The organism is Nocardia sp. CDC153 (assembly GCF_035818515.1).
Taxonomy (GTDB): domain Bacteria; phylum Actinomycetota; class Actinomycetes; order Mycobacteriales; family Mycobacteriaceae; genus Nocardia.
On record NZ_JAYKYU010000001.1, the window covers coordinates 1,088,756 to 1,114,149 of the forward strand.

At 69.3% G+C, this 25,394-nt stretch carries 22 protein-coding genes; 15 read left to right on the forward strand and 7 right to left on the reverse strand.

Translation table 11 applies throughout. The features are described 5' to 3' along the window. Nucleotides 1-3 precede the first annotated feature (3 nt). From VMT65_RS04905 to VMT65_RS04925, 5 genes are all read left to right on the forward strand, one after another. Nucleotides 4-1,590 carry an ABC transporter substrate-binding protein gene (locus tag VMT65_RS04905; protein WP_326306695.1) on the forward strand — a complete coding sequence of 529 codons (1,587 nt, stop codon included), beginning with the start codon at nt 4-6 and terminating at the stop codon, nt 1,588-1,590. Then, the gene (locus VMT65_RS04910; protein ID WP_326306696.1) at nt 1,587-2,546 is read left to right on the forward strand and encodes an ABC transporter permease; all 960 of its coding nucleotides are present in this window, start codon (nt 1,587-1,589) and stop codon (nt 2,544-2,546) included. Before VMT65_RS04905 ends, VMT65_RS04910 begins: the two co-directional genes overlap by 4 nt. Further along, nucleotides 2,543-3,358, forward strand: coding sequence for an ABC transporter permease (locus VMT65_RS04915; protein ID WP_326306697.1), 816 nt, complete (start codon nt 2,543-2,545; stop codon nt 3,356-3,358). Before VMT65_RS04910 ends, VMT65_RS04915 begins: the two co-directional genes overlap by 4 nt. Beyond that, nucleotides 3,355-5,028 carry an ABC transporter ATP-binding protein gene (locus VMT65_RS04920; protein ID WP_326306698.1) on the forward strand — a complete coding sequence of 558 codons (1,674 nt, stop codon included), beginning with the start codon at nt 3,355-3,357 and terminating at the stop codon, nt 5,026-5,028. Before VMT65_RS04915 ends, VMT65_RS04920 begins: the two co-directional genes overlap by 4 nt. A gap of 178 nt (nt 5,029-5,206) precedes the next feature. Then, entirely contained in the window at nt 5,207-5,989 is a 783-nt protein-coding gene (locus VMT65_RS04925) for an MmyB family transcriptional regulator (RefSeq protein ID WP_326306699.1), read from the forward strand. Nucleotides 5,990-5,993: 4 nt separating this feature from the next. On the opposite strand, the gene VMT65_RS04930 is transcribed toward VMT65_RS04925, so the two are convergent. Beyond that, nucleotides 5,994-7,742: an NTP transferase domain-containing protein gene (locus VMT65_RS04930; protein WP_326306700.1), complete on the reverse strand. Its 1,749-nt coding sequence runs from the start codon at nt 7,740-7,742 to the stop codon at nt 5,994-5,996. 353 nt (nt 7,743-8,095) lie between these two features. On the opposite strand from VMT65_RS04930, the gene VMT65_RS04935 reads away from it, so the two are divergent. Continuing rightward, entirely contained in the window at nt 8,096-8,896 is an 801-nt protein-coding gene (locus VMT65_RS04935) for an MmyB family transcriptional regulator (RefSeq protein ID WP_326306701.1), read from the forward strand. 29 nt (nt 8,897-8,925) lie between these two features. Here the strand turns inward: VMT65_RS04935 and VMT65_RS04940 are convergent, their stop codons facing one another. Next, a complete protein-coding gene (locus VMT65_RS04940; protein ID WP_326306702.1) occupies nt 8,926-9,750 on the reverse strand; it encodes an alpha/beta fold hydrolase in 825 nt (274 codons plus the stop codon). Between the two features lie 221 nt (nt 9,751-9,971). Here VMT65_RS04940 and VMT65_RS04945 point away from each other — a divergent pair, with 221 nt between their 5' ends. Beyond that, nucleotides 9,972-10,409: a hypothetical protein gene (locus VMT65_RS04945; RefSeq protein ID WP_326306703.1), complete on the forward strand. Its 438-nt coding sequence runs from the start codon at nt 9,972-9,974 to the stop codon at nt 10,407-10,409. Nucleotides 10,410-10,476: 67 nt separating this feature from the next. Continuing rightward, nucleotides 10,477-10,761 (forward strand): WhiB family transcriptional regulator, encoded by a 285-nt coding sequence (locus tag VMT65_RS04950; protein WP_326306704.1) that lies wholly within the window; start codon nt 10,477-10,479, stop codon nt 10,759-10,761. Nucleotides 10,762-10,810: 49 nt separating this feature from the next. On the opposite strand, the gene VMT65_RS04955 is transcribed toward VMT65_RS04950, so the two are convergent. From VMT65_RS04955 to VMT65_RS04965, 3 genes are read right to left on the reverse strand one after another with little or no spacing between them, the layout of a single operon-like run. Continuing rightward, nucleotides 10,811-11,569, reverse strand: coding sequence for a VOC family protein (locus VMT65_RS04955; RefSeq protein ID WP_326306705.1), 759 nt, complete (start codon nt 11,567-11,569; stop codon nt 10,811-10,813). A gap of 57 nt (nt 11,570-11,626) precedes the next feature. Then, on the reverse strand, nt 11,627-11,929 hold the full coding sequence (locus VMT65_RS04960; protein ID WP_326306706.1) for an MGMT family protein: 303 nt from the start codon (nt 11,927-11,929) through the stop codon (nt 11,627-11,629). 1 nt (nt 11,930) lies between these two features. After that, nucleotides 11,931-12,716 (reverse strand): alpha/beta fold hydrolase, encoded by a 786-nt coding sequence (locus tag VMT65_RS04965; protein WP_326307454.1) that lies wholly within the window; start codon nt 12,714-12,716, stop codon nt 11,931-11,933. Between the two features lie 179 nt (nt 12,717-12,895). Between VMT65_RS04965 and VMT65_RS04970 the strand changes: the two genes are divergently transcribed. Genes VMT65_RS04970 through nudC form a run of 4 tightly spaced genes read left to right on the forward strand, consistent with a single transcriptional unit; the run spans nt 12,896 to nt 22,334 of the window. Next, nucleotides 12,896-16,579, forward strand: coding sequence for an ATP-dependent helicase (locus tag VMT65_RS04970; RefSeq protein WP_442790197.1), 3,684 nt, complete (start codon nt 12,896-12,898; stop codon nt 16,577-16,579). A 44-nt stretch (nt 16,580-16,623) separates the two neighbouring features. Then, a complete protein-coding gene (locus VMT65_RS04975) occupies nt 16,624-20,295 on the forward strand; it encodes an ATP-dependent helicase (protein WP_326306708.1) in 3,672 nt (1,223 codons plus the stop codon). 27 nt (nt 20,296-20,322) lie between these two features. Beyond that, the gene (locus VMT65_RS04980) at nt 20,323-21,384 is read left to right on the forward strand and encodes a potassium channel family protein (protein ID WP_326306709.1); all 1,062 of its coding nucleotides are present in this window, start codon (nt 20,323-20,325) and stop codon (nt 21,382-21,384) included. 23 nt (nt 21,385-21,407) lie between these two features. Then, nucleotides 21,408-22,334 (forward strand): NAD(+) diphosphatase, encoded by a 927-nt coding sequence (nudC, locus tag VMT65_RS04985; RefSeq protein ID WP_326306710.1) that lies wholly within the window; start codon nt 21,408-21,410, stop codon nt 22,332-22,334. Nucleotides 22,335-22,410: 76 nt separating this feature from the next. Here the strand turns inward: nudC and VMT65_RS04990 are convergent, their stop codons facing one another. Next, a complete protein-coding gene (locus VMT65_RS04990; protein ID WP_326306711.1) occupies nt 22,411-22,662 on the reverse strand; it encodes a mycoredoxin in 252 nt (83 codons plus the stop codon). 109 nt (nt 22,663-22,771) lie between these two features. Here VMT65_RS04990 and VMT65_RS04995 point away from each other — a divergent pair, with 109 nt between their 5' ends. The 3 genes from VMT65_RS04995 to VMT65_RS05005 are packed head-to-tail and all read left to right on the forward strand — an operon-like array spanning nt 22,772 to nt 24,080. Further along, complete coding sequence (locus tag VMT65_RS04995) at nt 22,772-23,194, forward strand: hypothetical protein (RefSeq protein WP_326306712.1); 423 nt, start codon at nt 22,772-22,774, stop codon at nt 23,192-23,194. After that, the gene (locus VMT65_RS05000) at nt 23,191-23,613 is read left to right on the forward strand and encodes an EVE domain-containing protein (RefSeq protein ID WP_326306713.1); all 423 of its coding nucleotides are present in this window, start codon (nt 23,191-23,193) and stop codon (nt 23,611-23,613) included. The genes VMT65_RS04995 and VMT65_RS05000 overlap by 4 nt, the downstream gene beginning before the upstream one ends. Next, nucleotides 23,610-24,080, forward strand: coding sequence for a MarR family winged helix-turn-helix transcriptional regulator (locus VMT65_RS05005; protein ID WP_326306714.1), 471 nt, complete (start codon nt 23,610-23,612; stop codon nt 24,078-24,080). Before VMT65_RS05000 ends, VMT65_RS05005 begins: the two co-directional genes overlap by 4 nt. Here the strand turns inward: VMT65_RS05005 and VMT65_RS05010 are convergent. Next, a complete protein-coding gene (locus VMT65_RS05010) occupies nt 24,077-25,327 on the reverse strand; it encodes a low temperature requirement protein A (RefSeq protein WP_326306715.1) in 1,251 nt (416 codons plus the stop codon). The two genes, VMT65_RS05005 and VMT65_RS05010, sit on opposite strands and share 4 nt — an antisense overlap. Nucleotides 25,328-25,394 lie beyond the last annotated feature (67 nt).

Below are 25,394 nucleotides of genomic sequence, written 5' to 3' on the forward strand. Positions count from 1 at the left end.
CAGATGATTTCGTCCCCCGGCGGTCTCGACCGCCGTATTTTCCTGCGCAGTTCCGCCGTCGCCGCGCTGGCGATCTTCGGGGGCGGGGCGCTGGCCGCGTGCACCTCGGCGGTGAGCCAGCAGCGCGGCGGCGACGACAATGCCCAGCCCGTGCGCGGCGGAACGCTGAAATACGGCGTGCTCGTGGACATCGTGCCCGCCAACCTGCTCACCAATACCGGCACCACGCCGTATGTGGTCGGCCTGGTCTTCGAGTCCCTGGTGCGCTACCCGCACGACAAGCTGGAACCCCAACCGCTGCTGGCCAAGAGCTGGACCGTCGCCCCCGACGGCAAGTCCATCACCCTGGACCTGCGCGACGACGTGAAGTTCCACAGCGGCCGCCCCTTCACCTCGAAGGACGTCGAGTTCTCGCTGCGCACCTACGCCGACCCCAAATGGTCCGCGCAGCTCAAGAGCACCGCCGCCGCCGTCACCGGCTTCGACACCAGCGACTCGCACCGCATCACGCTCACCCTCGACCACCCGTTGAGCAATCTGTTCGATCTGCTGGACACCGTCCCCATCCTGGACAGCGAAACGATCGACCAGCTGGCCACCGGCGACAAGATCGTCGGCACCGGCCCGTTCCGCTTCACCCAGCGAATCCCCAACCAGCAGTTGGTGTTCGAGAAGAACCCGGCGTACTGGGTCCCGGACCGCCCCTACCTGGACCGCATCGAGTTCACCGTCATCTCCGACAACCAGGCCCAGCTCAACGCGCTCAAGACCGGCCAGATCCACCTCGCCGACGGCGTCACCTACCGCGACAACGAGAACCTGGCCAAGACCGACGGCTACCGCGTCATCGCCTTCGAAGGCGCGGAACTACAGGTGTACGTCGGGGCCAACGTCCAGGACCCGACCCTCGCCGATGTCCGTGTGCGCCAGGCCATCGCCTACGCCCTCGACCGTGAGCGCATCATCAAGGACGTCTTCCGCGGCGCTGGCTACCCGCTGAACCTGCCGTGGCCCAAGAACTCTCCCGCCTTCGACGATTCGCGCAACACCCGCTACACGCGAGATGTGGCCAAGGCCAAGCAGATTCTGGCGCAGCTGCCCAAACCGCCCAAGCTGCCGCTGGCCTACAACACCTCCTACGTGGGCGGTGAGAGTGCCGCGCAGATCGTGCAGGCCAACCTGGCCGAGGTCGGCATCGAGGTGGAGCTCGTGCCCACCGAGAACGCCTCCTTCATCAAACAGCTGATCGGCGCGCAGTTCCCGGGCCTGTGGCTCACCGACCACTCGTGGGCGCAGTTCGCGCCCGCCACGCTGACGGTCAGCGCCTACCCGTTCAACGCCCGCAAGAACGCCTCCCGCTACGAGTCGGCCGACTATGTGAAGGCCGCCGACGCCGCCTGGCAGCTACCCCAGGCGACCGGCACCGACGCCACCCGCGCCTACCAGGCCCTCAACGACCAACTGCTGGACAGCCTGTTCCTGATCGAGATCGGCGTGCACTACTCGCAGGACGCCGCGACCCGAAAGCTGCACGGCCTCAACTGGACCAAGCGCCGCGAGCATCTGTTCACCGAGGCGTTCCTGGCATGACCGCGTATCTCCTGCGCCGGGTGCCCTCCGCGATCGCGGTGCTCTTCGGCGCGTCGGTGCTCATCTTCCTGCTATTGCGCCTGGTGCCCGGCGATCCGGCGACGACCCTGGCCGGACCCGACGCCTCCCCGGAAACGATCGCCGCGATCCGGCATCAGCTCGGACTGGACCGCTCGATCCCCGCCCAGTACCTGTCCTGGCTGCACGGCGTGGCGACCGGCGACCTCGGCCGCTCCTACATCATCGGTGGCCAGATCGCCGACCTCATCGGACGCGGGTTGTCCAACACGCTGATCCTCGCCGCCGCCGCACTGCTGTTGGCGGTCGCGGTCAGCCTGGTGCTCTCCGTCGCCTCGGTGCTGTGGGACCGGCGCTGGCTCAATGCGATTGTGGCCGCGGCCAATACGGTGGCGGTGGCGGTCCCGGTGTTCGTCACCGGAGTACTCCTGGTGCTGGTGTTCGCCGTCGCCATCCCGGTCCTGCCCGCGGGCGGCATCCCGCCGGACGGCTTCCTGGCCCGACCCGACATAGCCGTCCAGTACCTGCTGCTCCCCGCGATCTGCCTGGGCCTGCCGGTCGCCGCCGCGCTCACCCGCTTCCTGACCGAGGCGCTGCGCACGGAACTGTCCAAGCCCTACGTCCTCACCGCCCGCGCGCTCGGCATCCCGCACGGTCGCATCGTCACCCGCGGCGCACTGCGAAACGCGCTGCCCACCATGCTCACCACGCTCGGTATTCAAACCGGCAACCTGCTCGGCGGCGCGGTCCTGGTGGAGGCCGCCTTCGCCTGGCCGGGCATCGGGCAGCTGATCGAACAGGGCATCAACCGCCGCGACTACCCGGTGGTCCAAGCGCTGCTGCTGTTCTCGGTGGCGGTCTTCGTGGCCATTCAGCTGACCACCGACCTCGTCCACGCGTACCTCGATCCCCGCATTCGGATCGGAGGCCGCGCATGACCGGCTTCCCGAAAGCGCTGCTGCGCGGACAGGGCCTGGCCGGACTGCTGCTGATCGGCGTCATCGCCATCGCGGCGTTGGCCGCCGGACTGCTCACGAAATACAGTCCGCTGGAACAGATCCCGGGCGCGAACCTGCTCGGCGCGAGCGGCGAGCACTGGTTGGGCACCGACCAGGTCAACCGCGATGTGTTCACCCGCGTGCTCTACGGCATCCGGGTCGACCTGCTCATCGCCTTCGTCGCGGTCCCCAGCGGCGCGGTGTTGGGATCGCTCATCGGCCTGGCCGCCACCGTCAACCCGTACGCGGATGTGGTGGCGCAGCGGATCTTCGACCTGATCCTGGCGTTCCCCGCGCTCATCTTCGCCATCGCGCTCACCGCCGTCACCGGCCCCGGCGCGCACGCGGTGATCATCGTGATCATCGCCGCCGAACTCCCGATCTTCGGCAGGCAGATCCGCACGGCGGTGCTGGCGGTGCGGGAACAGCCCTTCGTCGAGGCGGCCGACGTGATCGGCGCGAGCACCGCCTGGACGCTGCGGAAACACGTGCTGCCCAATGTGATCGAGCCGCTGGCGGTGCAGTTCGCGCTATCGCTGTCGCTGGCCGTGTTCGTGGACAGCGCCATGAGCTTCATCGGCATCGGCGTGCGACCGCCGGACCCGTCGCTGGGCTCGATCATCGCCGAGTCCATGCGCAATCTCGACGCCAATCCGGCCATGGCGATCGGCCCGCTGACGGTGGTGTCGGCGCTGACTCTCGGATTCCTATTGATCGCCCAGGCATTGGGCCGCGCCCGGAGGCTTGGATGAGCGCCGACGAAAAGCTTTTGGAAATCAGTGATTTGACGATCCAGTTCGGCGACCGCAGGGTAGTCGACGGCGTCACCGTGCGAGTCGCGCGCGGCGAAACCGTCGCTCTGGTAGGCGAATCCGGCTCCGGCAAGTCCCTGACCGCCCGCGCCGTCCTCGGCCTGCTCCCCACCGGCGCGACCGCCACCGGCTCGATCCGACTCGGCGAAACCGAGATCATCGGCGCGTCCGAGAACGACCTGCGCCCACTGCGCGGCACCCGCGCCGCCATGGTCTTCCAAGAACCGCAGACCGCCCTGAACCCGGTGCAGCGCATCGGAACCCAGATCGCCGAGGCCCTGCGCGCACACGGCCGAATCGGCAAGGCGCAGGCGCGAGCCCGGGCCATCGACCTGCTCACCCAGGTCGACATCCCCGAGCCCGAGAAACGCGTCGACTGGTATCCGCATCAGCTCTCCGGCGGCCAGAAGCAGCGCGTGGTCATCGCCCTGGCCCTGTCCGGCGACCCGGACCTGCTCATCGCCGACGAGCCCACCACCGCCCTCGACGTCACCGTCCAGGCCGAGATCCTGCGGCTGCTGCGAGACATTCAGCGCCGCAACAACACCGGCGTGCTGTTCATCACCCACAATCTGGGCGTGGTGGCTGCCATCGCCGACCGGGTCGTCGTCATGCGCGCCGGTGAGGTCGTCGAAACCCAGCCGGTGCGTGAGCTGTTCGCGAATCCGCGCGAGGATTACACCCGCGAACTGCTGGCGGCGGTGCCCGCACTGCCGGAAGGCGGTGCCACGGTGGCGGCCGTCGAACCGGTGCCGCAAACCCCTGCCGAACCGGTGGCCGAACCCGAACCCGTTCTGCAGGTGAGCGATCTGTCGGTCGTCTACCGTCAGCGCGGCAGGAACTTCCAGGCGCTCCACGGGGTCTCCCTGACCCTGGCTCCCCGCGAGGTCGTCGGTCTCGTCGGCGAATCCGGCTCCGGCAAGAGCACGCTCGGCCGCACCGCGCTCGGCCTCGTCCCCGCGACCTCGGGCGAGGTCGTCCTGCACGGCGTCTCCCTGACCGGTCTCTCCCGCAAGGAACTCCGCGGCCTGCGCAAGAACGTCGCCCTGGTGCATCAGGACGTCACCGCCTCCCTGGACCCGCGCCGCACCCTCGCCGATTCGATCGGTGAACCGCTGCGCGTGCACCGCGTCGCCTCCGGCGCACTCCTGCGCGCCAAGGTCGGCGATCTGCTCGACTCCGTCCGGCTGCCCCGCGACTACGCCACCCGCCGCCCCGGTGAGCTGTCCGGCGGGCAACGGCAACGCGTGGCATTGGCCCGCGCGCTCGCGCTCGCACCGCGCCTGCTGGTGGCTGACGAGCCCACCAGCGCCCTGGATGTCTCGGTGCAGGCGCAGGTGCTCGACCTGTTCGCCGATCTGCGCGCCGAATACGGATTCGCCTGCCTTTTCATCAGTCACGACCTGGCCGTCGTGCACGAGGTGGCCGATCGGGTGGCGGTTCTGCGGGCGGGGCGTATTGTCGAATCCGGGCTGGTCACTTCGGTATTCCAGGCCCCCCGCGAGGAGTACACGCGCCGCCTGATCGACGCGGTTCCGGCCCCGGACCCGCTGCGTGCCAGGCGGGCCGAAATCTCACCCGCGCCCGTGCCCCTGGCAATGGGGGCATGAGGGTTTCCGTCCCGATATTCCATATACCAACTGGAGTATCCGGTGATACTAATTGGATTTGTCTTCCAGAACGGTTTGTATCCAAAGCTGTGTAAGTATCCGTCCAGCAGGAGATCTCGGTGCCGCCTCCACGGGGAGGCCGGGTGGGCCGCCGAGATTCCGTGAAGGAGGGAACCAGGTGGGCGCGAGAGCGGTATGTGGACAGGATCTTCCGGAACTCGAAGTACCCACCTTCGGAAACCTGCTGCGCCGATTGCGTGACAATCGCGGTGTTTCCCGCGAACGGCTGGCATTCAATGCCGGTGTAAGCGCAAGCTACATAACGCATTTGGAGAAAGGCGACCGCGGCAATCCGACCCGCGAAGTCGTCGAGGCCCTCACCCGATATCTGGACCGACTGGACCCCCTCTCCACCTCGGACCGCCGCCAGCTCACCGACCTCGCGGGCCTGGGAACAGGCGAACTGCCCAGCGTGGAGGAGCTGCGCGCCGCCATCACCCCGGAGATGATCGGGGTCCTGGAACTACACAGCCCGAATTTGGCCGCGCTGCTGGACATGCAGGCCAATCTGCTCGCCAGCAATGAGAACTGGGACGAGGCGTTCCCGGGCGTCCGCGAGGACGGCAATATGCTGCGCTGGTTCTTCGGCAACGAGCTGGCCACCCGCGTCATGGTGAACTGGGAGCGCGACGCCCGCCAGCTCGCCCGCTGGATGCGCGGATTGATCGGGCGGTCGGGCAATGTGGACGGATTCGCCGATCTCATTCGCGAACTCGGGGAATTCCCGAAATTCCGCCAGGCGTGGTCGGATGGCGTCGTGGAGTTCGCGCCGCACGTGTGGACCCTGCACCTGCGCAATCCGGTGACCGGTCTACGCCGCCGGATCTACGCCCAGACCGGACGATTGGACGCCGCGGCCTACCCCGGCCAGCTGCTCACGATTCTCGGACTCCCCGGCTAGATCATCACCCGCGCAGCGGAATGAATTCGGCGAGGGCGCCGTCCTCGGCATTCGGCGGCACGATGACCACGCCGTCGCGGTGCAGCAGATCCGCCAGATGGGCGGTGTGCAAACGCAGATCGCCCCGGAAGCCGCCCTCGGGCAGCGCGCGGGCCGGAACGATGCGCGAGACCGGCGCGGTCAGTTCCGCGGCATTCACCAGCGGACCCATGATGCGGCGGGACTCGCTGGCCCCGGTCAGTCCCTCGACGGTCGCGGCAATGAGGCTCAACAGGGTCGCGGTCGCCGCGAACGGATTGCCGGGCAGCCCGAGAACCACCGCGCCGGTGGCGAGTTGGGCCGCCACGGTGGAACCACCCGGGCGCAGGCGCAAGCGGCGCAGCAGGACGGCGGCGTCGGTGCGGTCCAGGGCCGAGCGCAGCTGATCGGCCGCACCGCCGCCGGTCGCCCCGACAATGACCAGCAGATCGCAGTCGGTGGCGGCGGCCAGCACCTCGTCGAAGGCATTCGCGGTGTCGCGTAGGTGGACTCGGTCGATGGTCCGCACGCCGTACCAGGACAGGATGTCGGGCAGGATGGGGCCGATCGAGTCGCGGGTCTGCCCGGTGTGCAGCGGGCCGTCACCGCGAATCTCGTCACCGGTCATGACGATTCGCGCGCGCACCGGACCGCGCACGGCGGCCGCGGGCACCTCGGCGCTGGCGGCCACGGAGATCAGCGCGGCCGTGACGGGCGTGCCCGCGGCCGCGACTTCGTCACCGGGCAGCCAGTATTCGCCACGGCGGCGCACATCCTCGCGAATCGGGGTGTCGGGCAAGCGATACAGCGTGCCGTCGTCATCGATGCGGACGAACTCGTCGCGCACCACCGAGGTCGTCCCGTCGGGCACGTGCGCGCCCGTGGCGATCCGCACCGCCTCGCCGTTCAACAGTCCGACCGGCCGCTCACCGCCCGCGAACCCGATATCGCGCCGCAACTGCCAGGGCCCGTCACCGCTCACCGCGTAACCGTCCATGGCCGACACGTCGAAGCGCGGCAGGGCGTCCCCGGCCACCAGCGGACCGGCCAACGCGGCCCCCCGCGCCGACCGCAGCACCGCCTCTCGCGCGGCCAGCGGGGAAATACTGGTGCGCAGCACATTCCGCGCCTCGTCGAGCCACAGCGGCTCGGCCGCGCGTGCCGCCCCGGTCCGGGCCCGCCGCACATCCTCGGGGGTATCGCAATCCTCGACCCCGGGCAGCGGCACCATGGCGGTGTCCACCGGCACCAGCGCCTTCATCGGCCGATTCACCAGCGATTCCATGCCGCTCAGCGCCGCGCTCAAGGCCGCCCGCCGCCACACCCCGACCAGATACTGCGGCCGCCCCGAGGCATCGGCCGCGAACACCGCGTCACTGCCCGATTCCCTTGCGTGCGAGAGCAGTTCGTTCACCGCCGCCGCGGTCAGGAACGGCATGTCGGCGGCCAGCACCACGATCAATCCGGCCGGGAATTCGCATCCGGCCAGCGCGCCCAGTCCGGCCGCGATGGCCGCCACCGGACCGGCCCCGGCCGGAATCTCCTGCGCCTGAAGAATTTCCGGCGGTAGTTCGGGCCGATGCGGCCCCACCACGACCGTGCGCGCGCATCCGGCCACCGCCGCCAGCGCCGCGTCCAACATGGACTGCCCGCCCACCACGATGGCCGGTTTGTCCACCCCGCCCATGCGGCTGGCCTTGCCCCCGGCCAGCACGATGGCGTCGACGGGCGTCACGCGGCGGTCCCCGGCGCGGTGTGTGTCGCGGATAGGCGGAACATGCTTGAAGATCGTAGTGGCAGGCCCCGCAAGGCTTGTCGGGCGCGCCGGAAACCTCCGCTTGCTAAGCAATTGCCGATTCGCGTTACGTAATCTGATGAGGTAGGACACATAGTAGAAATGGTCTTGTTTTAACCTTCGGAACAATCTCATATGGCAGTATCCGACCTGAGAACTGGCGAGTACGGGGCGTTCGCCACAGTTCACACCAGGCGTCACACCGGGTCCCACTGTCCGGTACCAGGAGGACTCAGAGCGATGAAGGTTGGTTTGCTGAATGTTTGTGGAGAGGGAACGGCGTGGGCCTTGGTGTGAAACCGGATAGGGACTCCGACGATCTGAAGCCGCCCACATTCGGACTCCTGTTGCGCCGCCTGCGCGATGCGCGGGGCGTATCACGAGAAAGACTGGCCTTCAATGCCGGTGTGAGTGCCAGCTACATCAGTCATTTGGAGAAGGGGGATCGCGGACATCCGACCCGCGAAGTGGTGGATGCGCTGCTGCGATACCTGGATCGAATAACCCCGCTGTCCGCCGTCGAACGCCGTCATCTGCTGGATCTGGCCGGACTCGGGGTCAGTGAATTCCCCTCGGTGGAACAGCTGCGGGAGGAAATCACCGAGGACATGTACCGCGCGCTCGAACTGCACGAGCCGAATCTGGCCGCCTACATCGATACCCGCTGGAATGTGCTGGCCTGCAATGCGAGCTTCGCCCGCGCTTTCCCCGGGGTGGACCGCGATATCAATATCCTGCGCTGGTTCCTGGGCAATGCGGCGGCCCGCGACGTGATGGTCGAGTGGGAGGAGGAGGTCCGGCTCACCGTGCACTGGCTGCGCGGTCTGATCGCGAGTTCGGGGGACACCGCTTGGTCGGTCGAATTCCTATCCGAACTCGGACGATTCGGGCTATTCCGGGAAATGTGGGACGAGGGCATTGCCGCCTACGGGCGACCCCGGGCCACCATGCGGCTGCGCGAAAAGGACAGCGGCCGCCGCTTCGATATCGCGGTGCAGCTGTTCAGCGTCTTCAACGCCGCCTACCCCAGCCAGATTCAGATCTTCCTCGGCATCCCCAGCTGGCACGAGGACGAGGGGTCCCAGCGGCCGTGACCGCCATGGGCACGGCCTAGCGGGTTCGATCAGACGGCCAGTTTGCGCCGGTGCGGTGCGGTGGCTCGCTCCACCAGCCGAACCAGCAGGGGCGCAACGACTTCCGGATGCGTCCAAGCCGCGCCGTGCCCGGCCCCCGGAATGGTGACCACACCGTCCGCGCCCGCGAGGCCGGTGGCCATCGCCTCGGACTTCTGCGCGGTGCTGGCGGCATCGTGGCTGCCGCGCGCCACCAGCGCCGGAACCGTGATCTCCGGTAGTCGGTGCAGCACCGAGCGCCGGTCCATCAGGCAGCGCGCGGCGGGCGCGATGGCCTGACGATCCGAGCTGTACCAGCGGCTGGTCCACACGCGCCACAGCCGCGGATCGGTGCCGCCGATGAGCTGCGGCGCCAATTCGGCCACCAGCGGGGCCATCGGCTCCGAACCGGTCCAGCGGTCGAAGAATTCGCGGCAGAAAGCCAATTCCGAGGGCGTGCACGCACCCGCCTCGGTATCGATCAGCGCCAGGCCCTGCACCCGTTCCGGTGCCAGTAATGCCATGCGCAAAGCCACATACCCGCCCTGGCTCATTCCGCCGACGACGGCCCGCTCGATTCCGAGTTCATCGAGCACCGCCAATCCGTCGGCGGCCAGATCCCAATAGCTGAACGGTTCTCCATCGGGTGACTGGGTGCGTCCGTGGCAGCGCGCATCAATCGTGACGAGATTGATGCCGGCGGCTGCCAGAGGTTCGCGCATCGGTTCGAACACGGTCTCGTCGAGGAAGAATCCGTGGGCGAGCAGCAGGGTCGGACCAGTGATCCCGCTGGTCGTGAAATGGACTGTGGCTGAGCCGGATTGCACATAAGGCATGGTCCAGACCCTAAACGGCGGAAGTGGTCGCTCCCCAGATGTTTGCCCGCGTGGTGCCAGGCACCCTCCGGTGAGGTTCCCGATGGGTACCCACACTGGCCAGTGTCAGTACTGCTAGGGGTTTGCCCCAGATTGCCCCAAAACTGGACAACAAGATCAGAATCCATTTTTAATCAGGCCGTGGCGCTTTTGGGACAAGCGCAATTTCAAGGGAGGAAACAATGTTCGACGTCACCACCGCGGCCCGCCGCAACGACTTCCGGATCGATCACGGCGCGGGATTGCGAGAGTCGCTCGAGGGGCTGCTGCTGCACGACGGAGTCGGTCTGGACGCGCGTATGCGGCATGCGATTTCCGCGGTCGTGCACCTCGCGGTCGACGCTCCGCTCGGAGTTCCGGAGGACGCCGAGGAATTTCTGGGCCGATTGGACGCCTCGTGGCTGTTCGCCGCCTGGAACGACAGCGATCAAGAGCTTTCGTTGCTGAATACCCTCGCCGGTGGTGAGGTGCCCGCATTGAGCTGGTGCGAACTCATGTTCACCACCGCGCTCGCGCCGTGGTCCGGTGCGCCCGCCGCGGTGCACGCGCGCCGCATTTTCGGCGGTGGCGAGCAGGCCCGGCTGGCCGCGGTGAGTGGGGATTGCTCCCTCGGTCGGTAAAACATACCAAGCGTTTCTTTTTGAGACTTTCGGGCAATGAACTGAACGTATTGAAGGGATCGATGAAGTGAAGCTGCTTTTCACCAATTTCGACGCCATGTTCGAAACCCTCGCCCGCCGCGACGGATTCGAGTCCGAATCCTGGCATCAGCAGGCGCTGTGCACCCAGACCGATCCCGAGGCGTTCTTCCCCGACAAGGGCGGCTCCACCCGCGAGGCCAAGCGCATCTGCTCCTCCTGTGAGGTGCGCCAGCCGTGCCTGGAATACGCGCTCGCCCACGATCAGCGCTTCGGCATCTGGGGCGGCATGTCACCGCGGGAGCGCCGCCGTTACGAACGCGGCGCGGCGTAGCCGGTCCGCTGATCCGCCGCGGGGAAGCGGGCCGGATCGGCGCGACTGTTCAATCGACTGTCGCTGGTAGCAGACAGAATTCATTGGTTTCGGGATCGGCCAGCACCGCGATCGGATCGTTGGTCGCGGCACCGGAACCGGGCGGTGCGGCCTGGGGACCGAGCGGCACCGCGCCCGCCGCGCGCAGGCGGGCGGCCTCCTGCAGCGGATCGTCGGTGGGGAAGGCGACGAGATCCAAATGGAGGCGGCCGCACTTGGTCGGTGCGTCCGGCCTCCGCAGGAATTCCAGCCACGGGCCCTGCCCGGTGGCCGAGCGGATACCGGCGTAGGCGGGCCGCTCATGGGTCAGCGGCCAGCCCGCGGCGGTGGACCAGAACTCGGCCAGCCGCAAAGGGTCTCGGGTATCCATCACGATCGCGGCGACCGCGCCGGTATCGACGTATTCCTCCCGCGGTTCCAGGACGCAGAACTCATTGCCCTCGGGATCGGCCAGCACCGTCCAGGGGACCGCGCCCTGGCCGATGTCCACCCGGCGCGCGCCGAGCGAGAGCGCGCGATCCACTTGCAGCCGTTGGTGATCCAGCGAGCGGCTGGACAGGTCCAGATGCATGCGGTTCAGGGCGGTCTTGGGTCGCCGGGCGGGAAGGAAGGTGAGCGCCACGTCCAGGCCGTCCGGGTCCGGTGCGGCGATCTCGACCTCACCGGGCCGATCCACCGTCACCTCCCAGCCCAGCAACTCGGCCCAGAAGCGGGCCGTCGACCCGGGCTCGACCGCATCGAACACCACGCACGCCAGTCGGGTGGACATGATTCACGGTAACCGGCCGGCGAGGCGGGCGATCAGCTTTCGCCGAAGCAGTGCCGATCAGCTTTCGGCGAAGCTGTGCCGCGCGCGTCGCAGATCCACCCGACCGTCCAGCAGCGGCACCCCCTCGGCGGCCAGTTCCGCCAATTGCCGGTGCGCCAAATGCGGTGCCGGCGTGCCGTTCGCGCGCAGCACGCGATGCCAGGGCAGATCGGCGGAATCGGTGCGCATGATCCAGCCGACCGTGCGCGGGGTGGACAGGCCCGCCGCGGCCGCGATATCGCCGTAGGTGGCGACCCGGCCGGGCGGAATGGCCGCCACCAATTCCCGGACCCGTTCGATCTCGGCGTCGGTGGTCGCCATGTCAGAGCACCGCGCGGACCAGGGCCGCGGTCTCGGCCGGGCGGGCCTGGGCCACCATGTGATCGCAGTCGAATTCGTGGACGGTGAGGCTGTCGCCGAGATGCTCGGTGAGCGCGGCGCGGAAGGACGGGGCCACCAGCGGCGGGCTCACCTTCATCGCCTGCACCAGCACGGTCGGCAGATCCGGTGGCGGCAGGACGAACTCGCGGGCGATCTGACCCCAGAAGGAGATGATCGCGGGCATGGTCACGCGCCAGCCGACCCGGCCCTCGGTGGTCGGGACCAGGTGCTCGGTCAACTCCTCGTCCAGCACCGCCGGATCCACCTCGGCCCACGAGGTCTCCAGCTTGTCGAAGCGGGCCGCCGCCACGCTCGGGTAATCCGGTGCCGCCAGCATGGAATTCGCGATGTGCAGCATGCGCTCGGGCTCGAGGCCGATGGCAGGATCCAGCAGCACCAGCGCGCGTACCAGCTCCGGATGCTGGTGCGCCAGGTGCACCGCGGTGGCCGCGCCGAACGAATGCCCGAGCACCACCACGGGTTCGCTGGTCTCGGCCGCCAGCAGCACGACGAGATCATCGACCAAAGTTTCGAAATCCCACGGCGGCACGCCGGGCGACCTCCCGTGTCCCCGCAGATCCGGTGCGAGGATCGCGACATCGGGGAGATGATCGTCGGCCAGGCGTTGCCAGCGTCGGCCGTGACCCGTCAAACCGTGCAATGCCAGGACGACCGGACCGGTCGAGGGACCGAAACGATGACTATGCAGCTCCACCACCCCGCCCATTCTGCTGCCTGCGCTCGAGAAGAACACCTCGCGCACCCCGTGGCGTCCGCGCCGGACCGCGTTCGTGACCATCGTGTGCACTGTGATCGACGGCACCGCCAACTCATGGCAAACGCGGACTGTCGGGGCGATCTGTTGAAATAGCCGACGTGATGCGATCGGATAGCTCGGTGCAGTTGGTGCGCCGGGCTCAGGCGGAGACCCCCTCGCGGGAGTGGGACGCCGAGCTCCGGCCGCTCTTCGACGACCTGGGCGCGGATCCGGGCTGGCGGCCGTGGCAGGTGCTCGGCGGACCCGGGACCGGCAAGACCGCGCTGCTGGTGGATCTGGCCGCCGCGCGCATCCTGGCCGGGGCCGCACCGGAATCGGTGGTGGTGCTGACCTATACCAAGCGGGCCGCCACCGCCGTGCGCGCCGCCATCACCGCCCGCATCGCCGAGGCCGATCCCGACCTGGGCGGGGTGCCCGGGGCCACCCGCGGACCGCTGGTGCGCACCATCCACTCCTACGCCTTCGGGCTGCTGCGGACCTTCGCCGCCACCCACGGGAATCCGCCGCCGCGGCTGCTCACCGGTTCCGAGCAGGACATCGTGATTCGCGAGATGCTGCGCGGCGACCTCGCCGACGGCGCACACGACTGGCCCGAGCGCCTGCACCCGGCGCTGCCCGCCGCCGGATTTGCCGAGCAGTTGCGGGATCTCATGCTCCGGGCCACCGAACGTGGGCTCGGCCCCGAGGACCTGATCGAACTCGGCCGCACCCACCGCCATCCCGAATGGGTCGCGGCGGGCCGCTTCGCCGAACGCTACGAACAGATCATGATGCTGCGCTGGTCGGTCGGCATGGACGTCCCCGAGGCCAGCGCTCCCGCCCTCGACGCCGCCGAACTCGTCACCGCCGCCCTCGACGCCTTCCACCTCGACCCGGAACTCCTTGCCGCCGAACGCAATCGACTGCACAGCATCCTCGTCGACGACGCCCAACACCTCGACCCCCACGCCGCCACCCTGATTCGCGCCCTCGGCGGCGGCGCGGCCACCACGGTCATCGCCGCCGATTCGGACCAGGCCGTCTACACCTTCCGCGGCGCGGACTCCCGCTTCGCCACCGATCCGGACGCGCCGCCTTCGCGCCGAATCACCCTGCGCCGCAACCACCGCTCCGCCACTGCTATCCAGGAATTAGCCGACCGCATCGCGGCGCGCCTGCCCGGCTCCTCGTCGCACCGCACCCCGCCCCCGACCCTCCGCCGGACCCCCGCCACCGCCGACTTCCTCCACGAAATCGCCCACGACCTGGCGACCGGCAACGCCACCCCCGCCAGCGGAGATGCCCCCACCGCGAACGGCCACGACCAACCCCGTCATTCCGGCGCGCTCTTGGCCGGAATCCACGACATGGATATGGATCCCGGCCAAAGGCACGCCGGGATGACGGATCGTGCCGCGCGGTCCAGGTCTGCGGATGTAGCCGAGAGTCCCGGGGAGCGTGCGCAATCCACGGGCGAGGTGCGGGTGCAGGTGCTCACCACGCCCGCGAAGGAGGCCGCGCTGATCGCCGATCATCTGCGGCGGGCGCATCTCACGCACGGGGTGCCCTGGTCGAAGATGGCGGTGATCGTTAGATCGGTGCCGTTGTCGCTCGCGCCGCTGCGGCGGGCGCTGTTGGCCGCCGGGGTGCCGGTGCGGCAGCCACCGGCCGATGTGCCGTTGGCTCGGCGGCGGGGTGCGATGTGGATGTTGTTGGCGCTGCGGGCGGTTACGGCGGGGGATCCGACCTCGGTGCGGCATCCGCGGCCGATCGCGTTCACCGCCGACGATGCGTTGGATCTGCTCGCGGGTCCGCTCGGCGGCGCGGATCAGATCAGTCTGCGGCGGTTGCGGCGCGGTATTCGCCGGGCGGTGCTCGAGCTCGGCCTGCCCGACCGCGCGCGCGCTGAGGAAGCGGAGGGGTCTGCCGAAGACGCTGTCGCGGAACAGGATTCGGGTGGCACCGGGCCTCATGGCGATGCCGTTGCGGCCGATGCTCGGCAATCGGCTCCCGAGTCCGGCAGGGGCGCGCGCGAGGTCGAATCGTCCGAGGAGGCGGCGCGGTACGCGGATCTGGATCGGTCGTCGGCGGAGATTCTGCGGGATCTGCTTGTGGGGGTGGGGAATCGGGCGGTGCTCGAGAAGCTCACCGATGTGGAGGCCGCGCCGCTGCGGCGGGTGTTGAAGGCCATGGGTCGGGCGCGGAAGGTGCGGCGCGACGGGGGTGGGCTGGAAGAGGTGATGTGGGGGGTGTGGACCGCCTCCACGTTGGAGCGGCGGTGGGTCGGGCAGTCCGAGCGCGGGGGTGCGGTCGGGATGCAGGCCGACCGGGATCTGGACGCGGTGGTCGGGCTGTTCGAGGCGGCGGCGTCGTATGTGGACCGGCTGCCGCGCGCGACCATCGAGGGCTTCGTGGAATACCTGGAGCAGCAGGAGATTCCGCAGGACAACGCGCCGGTGACCGATCCGGGGGAGGCCGTCACCATTTGCAGCGCGCACGCGGCCGCCGGACGCGAGTGGGACACCGTGGCGGTGGCGGCCGTCCAGGAGGGCATCTGGCCCAACCTGCGCCCGCGCGGCACCCTGCTGGGTGTCGAGGAGCTGGTGGATCTGCTTGCGGGCGTGGGCGGTTCGGGGGAGAAGGTGAGCCGCGCCGCCCCGCTGCTGGCCGAGGAGCGGCGACTGCTGCTGGTGGCGTGCAGCCGGGCGCGGCGGTCCCTGCTGGTGACGGCGGTCGAATCGGTCACCGGCGATCAGGATCTGGTGCCGTCGCGATTCCTGGCGGAAATGGACGCCGACGCCGCCGACGGTCAACCCGGGCGGGTGCCGCAGCCGGTGGACCCGGGCCGGGCGTTGGCCATGCACGCGCTCATCGCCGAATTGCGCTCTGCCGCTTGCGATCCCGAGACCACCCCCGAGCGCCGGATGCGCGCGGCCCGGCAGCTGGCGCGGCTGGCGCAGGCCGGGGTCCGGGGCGCGCACCCCGACGACTGGTACGGCACCGCCGAGCTCTCGTCCTCGAATCCCCTGTGGGACAGCGCGGATGGGGCGATCGCGCTGTCCCCGTCCACGGTGGACCAGCTCAAGACCTGTCCGCTGCGCTGGGCCCTGGAACGACACGGCGGCGGGGACGGCGAGAACCAGCACGCCCTCAAGGGCAATCTCGTGCACACCCTGGTGCAGGCGCTGGCCGGACAGGTCAGCGAGGACCAGGTGAAGGCCGCCCTGGTGAAGGCGTGGAAGAAGGTCGACCCGAGCGCCCGCGACGGCGAGAACTGGCACTCCCGCGCGGAATTGCGCCGCACCGAGACCATGGTCGACACCTTCCTGGCCTGGCTGCGCAATACCCGCGACGAACTCACCGCCATCGGCGTGGAGGTGCCGGTCGACTGCGTGCTCCCCGCGCGCGGCCCCGACGAACAGCCGGTCCGGATCAGCGGCCGCGTGGACCGGGTGGAGCGAGATGCTTTGGGTCGCTTCGTCATCGTCGATGTGAAGACCGGCAAGACCCCCATCTCCAAGCAGGCCGCCGAGGAGCACGCGCAGCTGGCCACCTACCAGGTCGCGGCCGCCGAGGGCGCGCTCGGCGAGGGCGAGCCCGGCGGCGCGCGCCTGGTCTACGTCGCCAAACCCAATGCCAAGGAGGGTGCGACCCAGCGCATGCAGCCGCCGCTGGACGCCGAGGGCATCGACACCTGGCGCGGCGTCATCCACGACGCGGCCGACGCCTCCAAGGGCCCGAGCTATCTGGCCATGCGCAATGACGGCTGCCGCCATTGCAAGGTGGCGGGCAGCTGCCCGGTCCAGGACACCGGTCGGCAGGTGACCGACTAGTGGACGTGCCGCCGCATGGCGATTCCGTCGGGCCTGATGGCGGGGTGAGACCTGCGATCTCGCCGCGTCAGCTCGCCGACGCGCTGGGTCTGCCGCCGCCCACCGACGAACAGGCGGCCGTCATCGCCGCACCCGCGGGTCCGACCCTGGTGGTGGCGGGCGCGGGCGCGGGCAAGACCGAGACCATGGCCGCCCGGGTGGTCTGGATGGTCGCCAATGGGCTGGTCGAACCCGACCAGGTGCTGGGCCTCACGTTCACCCGAAAAGCCGCCCAACAGTTGACCACCCGCATCCGCACCCGCCTGGCCCGCCTGGCGGGCGCACCGGTCATTCGCGATATCGACCCCACCGGACGCCTGCGCGGCCTGCTCACCTCCTCCGAACCGGAGATCAGCACCTATCACTCCTACGCGGGCCGCCTGCTCGGCGAATACGGCCTCCTGCTGCCCGTGGAACCCACCGCCACCCTGCTCACCCAGACCCAGCTCTGGCAGCTCGCCTACCGCGTCGTCTCCACCTGGGACGGCGACCTCGACACCGACCGCAGCCCCGTCGGTGTCACCGAGGCGGTGCTGGCCCTGTCCGGCCAACTCGCCGAACACCTGGTGGAACCGCACCAATTGGCCACGGCCCACCTGGAATTGGAGCGTCTCGTCCACACGCTTCCGGCCGGACCGCGGCAGAAAGGCGGACCCAAGAAGGCCCTGCTGGACATCCTCGAGGCCCAACACGAACGAGTGGCATTGCTGCCCTTGGTCGAGCGTCTTGCCGAAGAGCTCCGCCGCCGCGGCGCACTCGACTTCGGAGCGCAGATGTCCCTCTCCGCCCGCCTCGCGGCCACCCACCCGGAAGTCGGTGCCGCCGAGCGCGACCGTTTCCGCCTGGTTCTCCTCGACGAATACCAGGACACCGGCCACTCCCAGCGCATCCTGCTCTCCTCCCTGTTCGGAACGGACGATCCGGGTGATCGGCAGCGCCTGGCGGTCACCGCGGTCGGCGACCCGATGCAGTCCATCTACGGGTGGCGCGGGGCCTCGGCGGCGAACCTGCCGCGGTTCGCGACCGACTTCCCCAGCGCACCAGGGGTTCCCGCGCCGATCCTGCCGCTGCTCACCAGTTGGCGGAATCCGCCCGAGGCATTGGATCTGGCGAATCTGGTGTCGGATCCGCTGCGGGAGCGGGCGGCCCGGGGCGGGGGTGTGACCGTTGACGCGCTGCGGCCGCGGCCCGGCGCGGGGGAGGGGACCGTCGCCTTCGCATTGGCGGAAACCATTGTGGAGGAACGCGATTGGGTCGCGGAACGAATCGCGGCCGAGTGGGAGGCCGCCACGGACGAAGGCCTCCCGCCGCCGACCTCGGCGGTCCTGGTGCGGCGCAATGCCGACGCCGCCCCGCTGGCGGAAGCCTTGCGCGAGCGGGGATTACCCGTGGAGATCGTGGGCCTGGGCGGGCTGCTGCACACCCCCGAGGTCGCGGATATCGTTGCGACCCTTCGGCTGATCGCCGATCCGGCGGCCGGCAGCGCCGCGGTCCGGATCCTCACCGGCGCGCGATGGCGGATCGGCGTCGCGGATATCGCCGCCCTCTCGCGGCGAGCGCGCGAGCTGTCGATTCGACGCCCCGCCGGGCAGACCGACGCCATCACCGATACCGCCACCCTCGACGAGGCGCTGCGCGAGGTTGCCCCGGAGCCCGCCGAGAAGGCCGGACTCGGCGACGCCATCGCCGATCCCGGTGACCCTGAACAGTATTCGACCCAGGGCTACGCCCGCATCGTCGCCCTGGGCCGGGAGCTGTCCGCGCTGCGCGAGCGGGCCGGGCAACCGCTGGCCGAACTCGTCGCCGACGTGGAGCGCACCATCGGCGTCGGCGTGGAGACCCAGGCCCGCCGCACCCACGCCGCCGCCGGGCGCGAACACCTCGACGCCTTCGCCGAGGTGGTGGCCGGATACTCCGCCGACCACCGCTCCTCCCTGCCCGGCCTGCTCGACTTCCTCGCCGCCGCCGAGGAGGTCGAGAACGGTTTGGAGCCGGGCGAAGTCGAGGTCGCCCACGACCGCGTCCAGGTGCTCACCGTGCACGCCGCCAAGGGCCTGGAATGGGAGGTGGTCGCGGTCCCGCACGTGGTCGACGGCACCTTCCCCTCCGGCACCGGCACCGCCACCTGGATGGGCGCGCTCGCCGAACTGCCCACCGCCCTGCGCGGCGACCGCGAACAGGACGACGCCACCGACGGTGTCCCGGTCCTCGACCTCGCCGACCTCTACGATCGCGCCGACCTCGAACGCGCCCTGGACGAGCACAAGAAGGCGCTCGCCGCCCGCCGTCTGGACGAGGAACGCCGTCTGTTCTACGTGGCGCTCACCCGCACCGAACGCGCCCTGTTCGTCTCCGCCCACCACTGGGCCGAGACGGGCTCGAAACCCAAGGGCCCCTCCGCTTTTCTGCTCGAGCTGAAACACGAGTCCGAATCCCCGGACTCGCCCCTGTCCCGCACCGTGCGCATCGACCGCTGGGACGACCCGCCCCTGCCCGACACCCCCAACCCCTTCACCGACAACCCCCCGACCGCCACCTGGCCCCGCGACCCCCTCGGCTCGCGTCGTGAATTCGTGGAGGAGGGCGTGGAACTGGTCAAGGCCGCCCTGGAAACCCTGCGCGCCGAATCCCGCCCGCAACAAACCGAATTCGACTTCGGCCCCGACTTCCAGCTCCCCGCGCCGAAAGCCACCGCCAGCCGCCGATCCCCGTCGAACTCCGCCGCCGGCGAACCGGATTCGACACACGCGACATCACCCGAATCCGCGACTGCAGCACCCGACTCCGACCTCGACGCCGATCCGGAGGGCTGGGCCGAGGATGTGGATGCCCTCCTCGCCGAGCATCTCGCCGCCGAACGGGCCGTCCGCGAGGTGGAACTCCCCGGCCAGCTGGCCGCCACCTCCCTGGTCGACCTGCGCGCCGATCCCGCGAAACTGGCCGCGCGCCTGCGCCGTCCGCTGCCCTACCCGCCCAGCCCCTACACCCGCCGCGGCACCGCCTTCCACGCCTGGCTGCAACGCTGGTTCGCGGGCACCCGCCTGCTCGGCTTCGAGGACCTGCCCGGCGCGGCCGACATCACCGACACCGACGCCGAACTCATGCGCCTGCAGGAGGCGTTCCTCGCCTCACCGTGGGCCGACCGCAACCCGGTCGAGGTCGAGATCTCCTTCGAGACCACGCTCGCGGGCACCGTGATCCGCGGTCGCATGGACGCCGTCTTCCGCCGCCCCGACGGCACTTGGGTGGTCGTCGACTGGAAGACCGGCGCCGAACCGCAACGCGCCGAGGAGGATTCGGTCGCCATCCAGCTCGCCGTCTACCGGCTGGCCTGGGCCCGGCTCGAGGCCGCCCGCAGCGGCCGCGCCGAGGACGAGGTGCTCGACCGCACGGTGGCCGCCTTCCACTACGTCCGCACCGGCCGCACCATCGCCCCCGAACACCTGCCCGGCCCAACCGAACTCGCCGCCATCATCACCGAGGCCGCTCCCCGCCGCACCCCGCCGGCCCCGCCCCAGCTGCCCCCGTTCGAGGACCCCTACGACGACGACCCGGGCCCGCCCGAACCCACCGACGCCGAAATGCTGCGTCCCCCGTCGGAGTTCGACATCCCCTTCGACTTCGACCTCGAACCGCCGCCGGATCCGGAATCGCTGCCCCCGGATGCCGGGTGGTAGGTCATCTGGCCGGTACGCTGCGGAGCTGTGTTCGGTGACTCGTCGCGTGGTCTCGGAAATCTGACCGATCGGCCCGATTTCGCCCTGGTCGGCATCCTGCGGGTCCCCACCGCCCAATCCAGCCCGTGGTATTCGCTCCTGCGCCGCATCGCGCTGGCGCTGTTCCTGCTGGTCTTCGCCACCCTGGTGGTCTATTTCGGCCGCGACGGCTACCACGACAACGCCCGCGACAAAATGGGTCTGCTCGACGCCGCCTACTACGCCACGGTGTCGCTGTCCACCACCGGCTACGGCGACATCACACCGGTCACGTCCACCGCGCGGCTGGTCAATATTCTCGTGGTGACCCCGCTGCGGATCATGTTCCTCATCGTCTTGGTCGGCACCACCCTGGCGGTGCTCACCGAACGGTCCCGGCAGGCGTTCAAGATTCAGCGATGGAGGCGCACCGTGCGTAATCACACCGTGGTCGTCGGCTACGGCACCAAGGGCCGCACCGCCGTGGACGCCATGCTGGCCGACGGCGTCCAGGCCGGGGACATCGTCGTGGTCGACACCGACCCGCAGGTCCTCGAGTTCGCCGCCAATGCCGGACTGGTCACCGTGCACGGCTCGGCCACCAAGTCGGATGTGTTGCGGCTGGCCGGAGTTCAGCACGCCTCGGCCGTCGTGGTCGCCACCAACCGCGACGACACCGCGGTCCTGGTCACCCTCACCGCGCGCGAAATCAACCCCAAGGCAAAGATTTCCGCCGCCGTGCGCGAGGCCGAGAACACCCATCTGCTGCGCCAGTCCGGCGCGGATTCGGTGGTCGTCTCCTCCGAGACCGCGGGCCGACTGCTCGGCATCGCCACCACCACCCCGTCCGTGGTCGACATGATCGAGGACCTGCTCACCCCCGAGGCCGGATTCGCCATCTCCGAACGCGAGGTGGAACCCGAGGAAGTCGGCGGCTCCCCGCGCCACCTGCGCGATATCGTGCTCGGCGTGGTCCGCGACGGCCAGCTCATCCGCGTCGGCGATCCCGAGACCGACGCCCTCGAGACCCGCGACAAGCTGCTCTATCTGCGCCGCGTCCAGGCGGGATGACCCGGTCCGGCTAGTCTCGAACCGTGTCAGGTTTTCAGCTGAATGCGGTTCCGGTGCTCTCCCGTACCACTCTCGACCGCGCGGAACACCTCCGCGTCGACGAGCAGGCCCTCAAAGAGGGCTGGGCCCAGGCGAAACTCCTCCGAATGAACAAACGCGGCCAGGTCCGCATCGACGGCGGCAGCGTACTGCTCGAGCCCGCCACCGACCTCGCCGCCGAACGCACCCCCGACGCCGTCTTCCTCGGCGTCGACGGCGACACCCACCTGTGGGCCGTGCGCGACAACGACATCGAGGGCACCCTCGTCGATCTGCGCGCCTACGGCACCACCCTGCAACTCGACGATTTCGGCACCGGCCTGCTGTCCACCGCCATCGCTCTGCTGAACTGGCACGACAAGGCCCGCTACAGCTCCGCCGACGGCACCCCGACCGTCCCCGCCAATGGCGGCTGGTCGCGCATCAGCGAGGCCGGGCACGAGGAATTCCCGCGCACCGACCCGGCCGTCATCTGCCTGATCACCGACCCGACCGGAGAGCGCGTGCTGCTCGGCCGCCAGAACGTCTGGCCCGAGGGACTGTTCTCGCTGCTGGCCGGATTCGTGGAGGCGGGGGAGTCGCTCGAGCGCTGCGTCGAACGCGAGATCAAGGAGGAGGTCGGCGTCGACGTCCGCGAGATCCGCTACCTCGGCAGCCAGCCCTGGCCGTTCCCGCGCTCGCTCATGCTCGGCTTCACCGCGGTCGCGGATCCGGAGCAGCCCTTGGCATTCCACGACGGGGAGATCGTCGAGGCGTACTGGTTCACGCGCGCGGAAGTGCGCGAGGCGCTGGCCGCGGGCGCGTGGGGACGTGACAGCGAGGTCCTGCAGACCACGGACCGGAAACTGCTGCTGCCGGGCTCGATTTCGATCGCCCGCACGATTGTCGAATCCTGGGCCGCCGACGCGTAGTCCGTAGCCGCGCGGTCCGAAGACGACGTGAAGCCGCACACCCCTCGGTGTGCGGCTTCAACCGTATGCGCGGCGCTCAGCCGATGGCGGCGAGCGCTTCCTTGACCTGAGCCAGGCTCGGATTGGTGGCGGTGGAGCCGTCGCGGTACTTGATCGTCGGCACCACGTGGTTGCCGCCGTTCACGCTGCCGACGAATTCCGCGGCCTCGGGGTGCTCTTCGATGTCGATCACCTCGTAGGTGATCCCGGCCTCGTCGAGCTGGGTCTTCAGCCGACGGCAGTAGCCGCACCAGGTGGTCGAGTACATGGTCAGGTCAGTGGCAGTCACGAGTCGTGCAACATACTCCGGCCCGATCATGTTCCCTGCTCCGGGCCTGTTGTGAGCCGATCGAAACTCAGGGGTTGACGAGTGAATAGTAAGCGCGCATACTAAATGCATGACGTTCATCGCAGCAGCCACCGCCACCTCGACCGCCGCTCCCGCCGCCTTCTTCGCCAAGTGGGCCGACATGGGCACCTGGCACGAATGGAACTCCGACACCGAATGGGCTCGGCTCGACGGCACCTTCGAGCAGGGCGCGACCGGCGTCATCAAGCCCAAGGGCGGGCCCAAGACCAAGTTCGTGGTCACCAAGCTCACCGATACCGAATTCATCGACTCGTCCAAGCTGATCGGCGCGCGGCTGGTCTTCGCTCACCAGGTCACCGCCGTCGACGGGGTCACCACCGTCTCGGTCCGCATCACCATGGAGGGCCCGCTGCGCGGACTCTGGACCAAGATCATGGGCAAGGATCTCGCCAAGTCGCTGCCGGGCGATGTCGATGCGCTGGTCGCGGCCGCCGAGGCGGTGCTGGTATGACCAGGTACTGGCTGGGAGTCGTCTCCCGCGATCATGTCCGCCGGGGTGTGAAACTCGGCTTCGCGCAGGCCAATCACGGCAAGCGCGCGGCCGTGGAACGCATGAGCCCGGGCGACGGGCTCGTCTACTACTCGCCGCGCACCGGCATGCGCGAGGGCGAACCGATCAAGTCCTTCACCGCCCTCGGCACCATCGCCGAGGGCCCGGCGTGGCAGGTCGAGGAACCGGGCGGATGCTTCCGCCCCTGGCGGCGCGCGGTCGACTACGACCCCGCGGCCCGCGAGGTCCCGATCGACGAGCTGCGCACCGACCTCGACCTGACCAGCGTCCCGAATTGGGGAATCGTGCTGCGGCGCGGCCTGGTCGAACTCAGCGCCCACGATTTCGAGGTCATCTCCCGCGCTATGGTCGGCCAGTGACGGATGCAGGACTGCACACCGAATTCGAGCACGCCGACGAAAGCCCCGGACTCTTGCTCTGGCAGGTGACCAACCGCTGGCAGGCCGCCCAACGCGCGGCCCTGGCCCCCTTCGACCTGACCCACGTCCAATTCGTCCTGCTCGCCGCCCTGACCTGGCTCACCGGCCGGTCCGGCGGCGACCCCGTCACCCAACGCGACATCGCCGACCAGGCCGCCACCGACCCCATGATGACTTCCCAGGTCCTGCGCACCCTGGAACAGAAGGGCCTCCTCGAACGCCGCGACCATCCCACCGACAAACGCGCCAAATCCCTCGTCCCCACCAAATCCGGTGCGGCCCTGGTCAATCGCGCCATAGTCGCGGTGGAAGCCTGCGACCGCGAATTCTTCTCCCCCCTCGGCGACCGCACCCCCCGCTTCACCGCTGCCCTCCGCCAACTCCGCGACCGCGAATCGACCGACTAGACCGCGACCCCGGAACCGTTGCGCCACTTGCCCGCCGACCAGGTCTGCCAGAGCAGCGGCCAGACCACCAGGGCCGCGACCGCGCACACCAGGGGCAGGGCGGTCAGGTGGGTGGCGAACGCGCCGAGGGCGGCGGCGAGGACCGCGCAGGGGAGCGGCCAGGCCAGGAGCCAGCGCCAGCCGACCCCGCTGCGCATGCCGCTCAGTCCCACCACCGCGAAATAGGTTGCGGTACCGCCGCACAGCGCCCAGCCGACACCCGTGCTCAGGTGGCCGTGGGAGTGATCCATGGCCAGGCCGAGCCCGGCGGCCAGGGTGGCCAGCGCGCCGGTGATGCCGCAGTGGGTGAGCATGATGCGCTGCCAAGGCTCCTTCGAGGCGGCGACGCCCTCGGTCATCAATCGCGGCACGAAGCCGTACAGCAGGGTGAGCGCCCACAATCCGGCCAGGATCACGAAGGCGGCGAAGGCGAGGGTCAGGACCCCGGCGTTCCATTGGACGCCGCCGAGAGCGGTGATGATCGCGATGACTCCCTCACCGAGCACGATGATGACGAACAGCCCGAGACGCTCGCCGAGATGCGCCGGATCGGCGTGCGCCGCTTCGATTTTCGGCACCTTTTCGGGATCCCAGCGGTCCGGATCGAAGCGCGGACTCCGTTCGATCCGCTGTATCCGGGCGGCCAGGTGTTTATGGGCCTCGGCCATCATCCACTCGGCGCTGATTGCGAACATGATCCAAAGGTCCAGCGCCAGGCCCGCCGCCCACAACCAGTACTTCGCCGGTTCGGGCACCCAGAGTGAGATGAGCCACGGGTACACGCCGGCGGTGAGCTGCACGGCCGGCCAGTCGACCACGATCTTGCCGCGGCCCCACAGGTGCTCGGAGCCCAGCCGAACCAGGACGTAGACCGCGGCGAACGTGGTGGCGTGCCGATCAGGGATGCCGGCCACGGCCGCGGCCATCAGGCCCAGCCCCGCCATGGCTGCCAGCATCAGCGGCACCCGCGCCTGATCCCGGGCGATATCGCCGTACAGTGTGATGCATGCCCAGACCATCCAGAAGGCCAGGTAGAGCACTACATACAGCGCGAAGTCGGTCAGTGACGGCCCACGGTGCAGCAGATGCGTCAGCTGGCTGATGCCCGCCACCGCAACCAGGTCGAAGAACAATTCCATCCAGCTCGCATGGCGCTCGTGAGTCTCCGGCGGCTCGGCGCTGCTCGTCTCATGCGTCTCATCGACCACATCCGCACGGTAACCGGACCGACCGGCATGATCCAGGATTCCGTGCCGCCACGCCGAGGGCCGCCTC

Coding starts and splice junctions, on each gene's coding strand:
- VMT65_RS05000 (WP_326306713.1), top strand. CDS start 23,191: ATGACCAGGTACTGGCTGGGAGTCGTCTCCCGCGATCATGTCCGCCGG.
- VMT65_RS04945 (WP_326306703.1), top strand. CDS start 9,972: ATGTTCGACGTCACCACCGCGGCCCGCCGCAACGACTTCCGGATCGAT.
- VMT65_RS04920 (WP_326306698.1), top strand. CDS start 3,355: ATGAGCGCCGACGAAAAGCTTTTGGAAATCAGTGATTTGACGATCCAG.
- VMT65_RS04965 (WP_326307454.1), bottom strand. CDS start 12,716: ATGGGCGGGGTGGTGGAGCTGCATAGTCATCGTTTCGGTCCCTCGACC.
- VMT65_RS04995 (WP_326306712.1), top strand. CDS start 22,772: ATGACGTTCATCGCAGCAGCCACCGCCACCTCGACCGCCGCTCCCGCC.
- VMT65_RS04910 (WP_326306696.1), top strand. CDS start 1,587: ATGACCGCGTATCTCCTGCGCCGGGTGCCCTCCGCGATCGCGGTGCTC.
- VMT65_RS04905 (WP_326306695.1), top strand. CDS start 4: ATGATTTCGTCCCCCGGCGGTCTCGACCGCCGTATTTTCCTGCGCAGT.
- VMT65_RS04915 (WP_326306697.1), top strand. CDS start 2,543: ATGACCGGCTTCCCGAAAGCGCTGCTGCGCGGACAGGGCCTGGCCGGA.
- VMT65_RS04960 (WP_326306706.1), bottom strand. CDS start 11,929: ATGGCGACCACCGACGCCGAGATCGAACGGGTCCGGGAATTGGTGGCG.
- VMT65_RS04940 (WP_326306702.1), bottom strand. CDS start 9,750: ATGCCTTATGTGCAATCCGGCTCAGCCACAGTCCATTTCACGACCAGC.
- VMT65_RS04955 (WP_326306705.1), bottom strand. CDS start 11,569: ATGTCCACCCGACTGGCGTGCGTGGTGTTCGATGCGGTCGAGCCCGGG.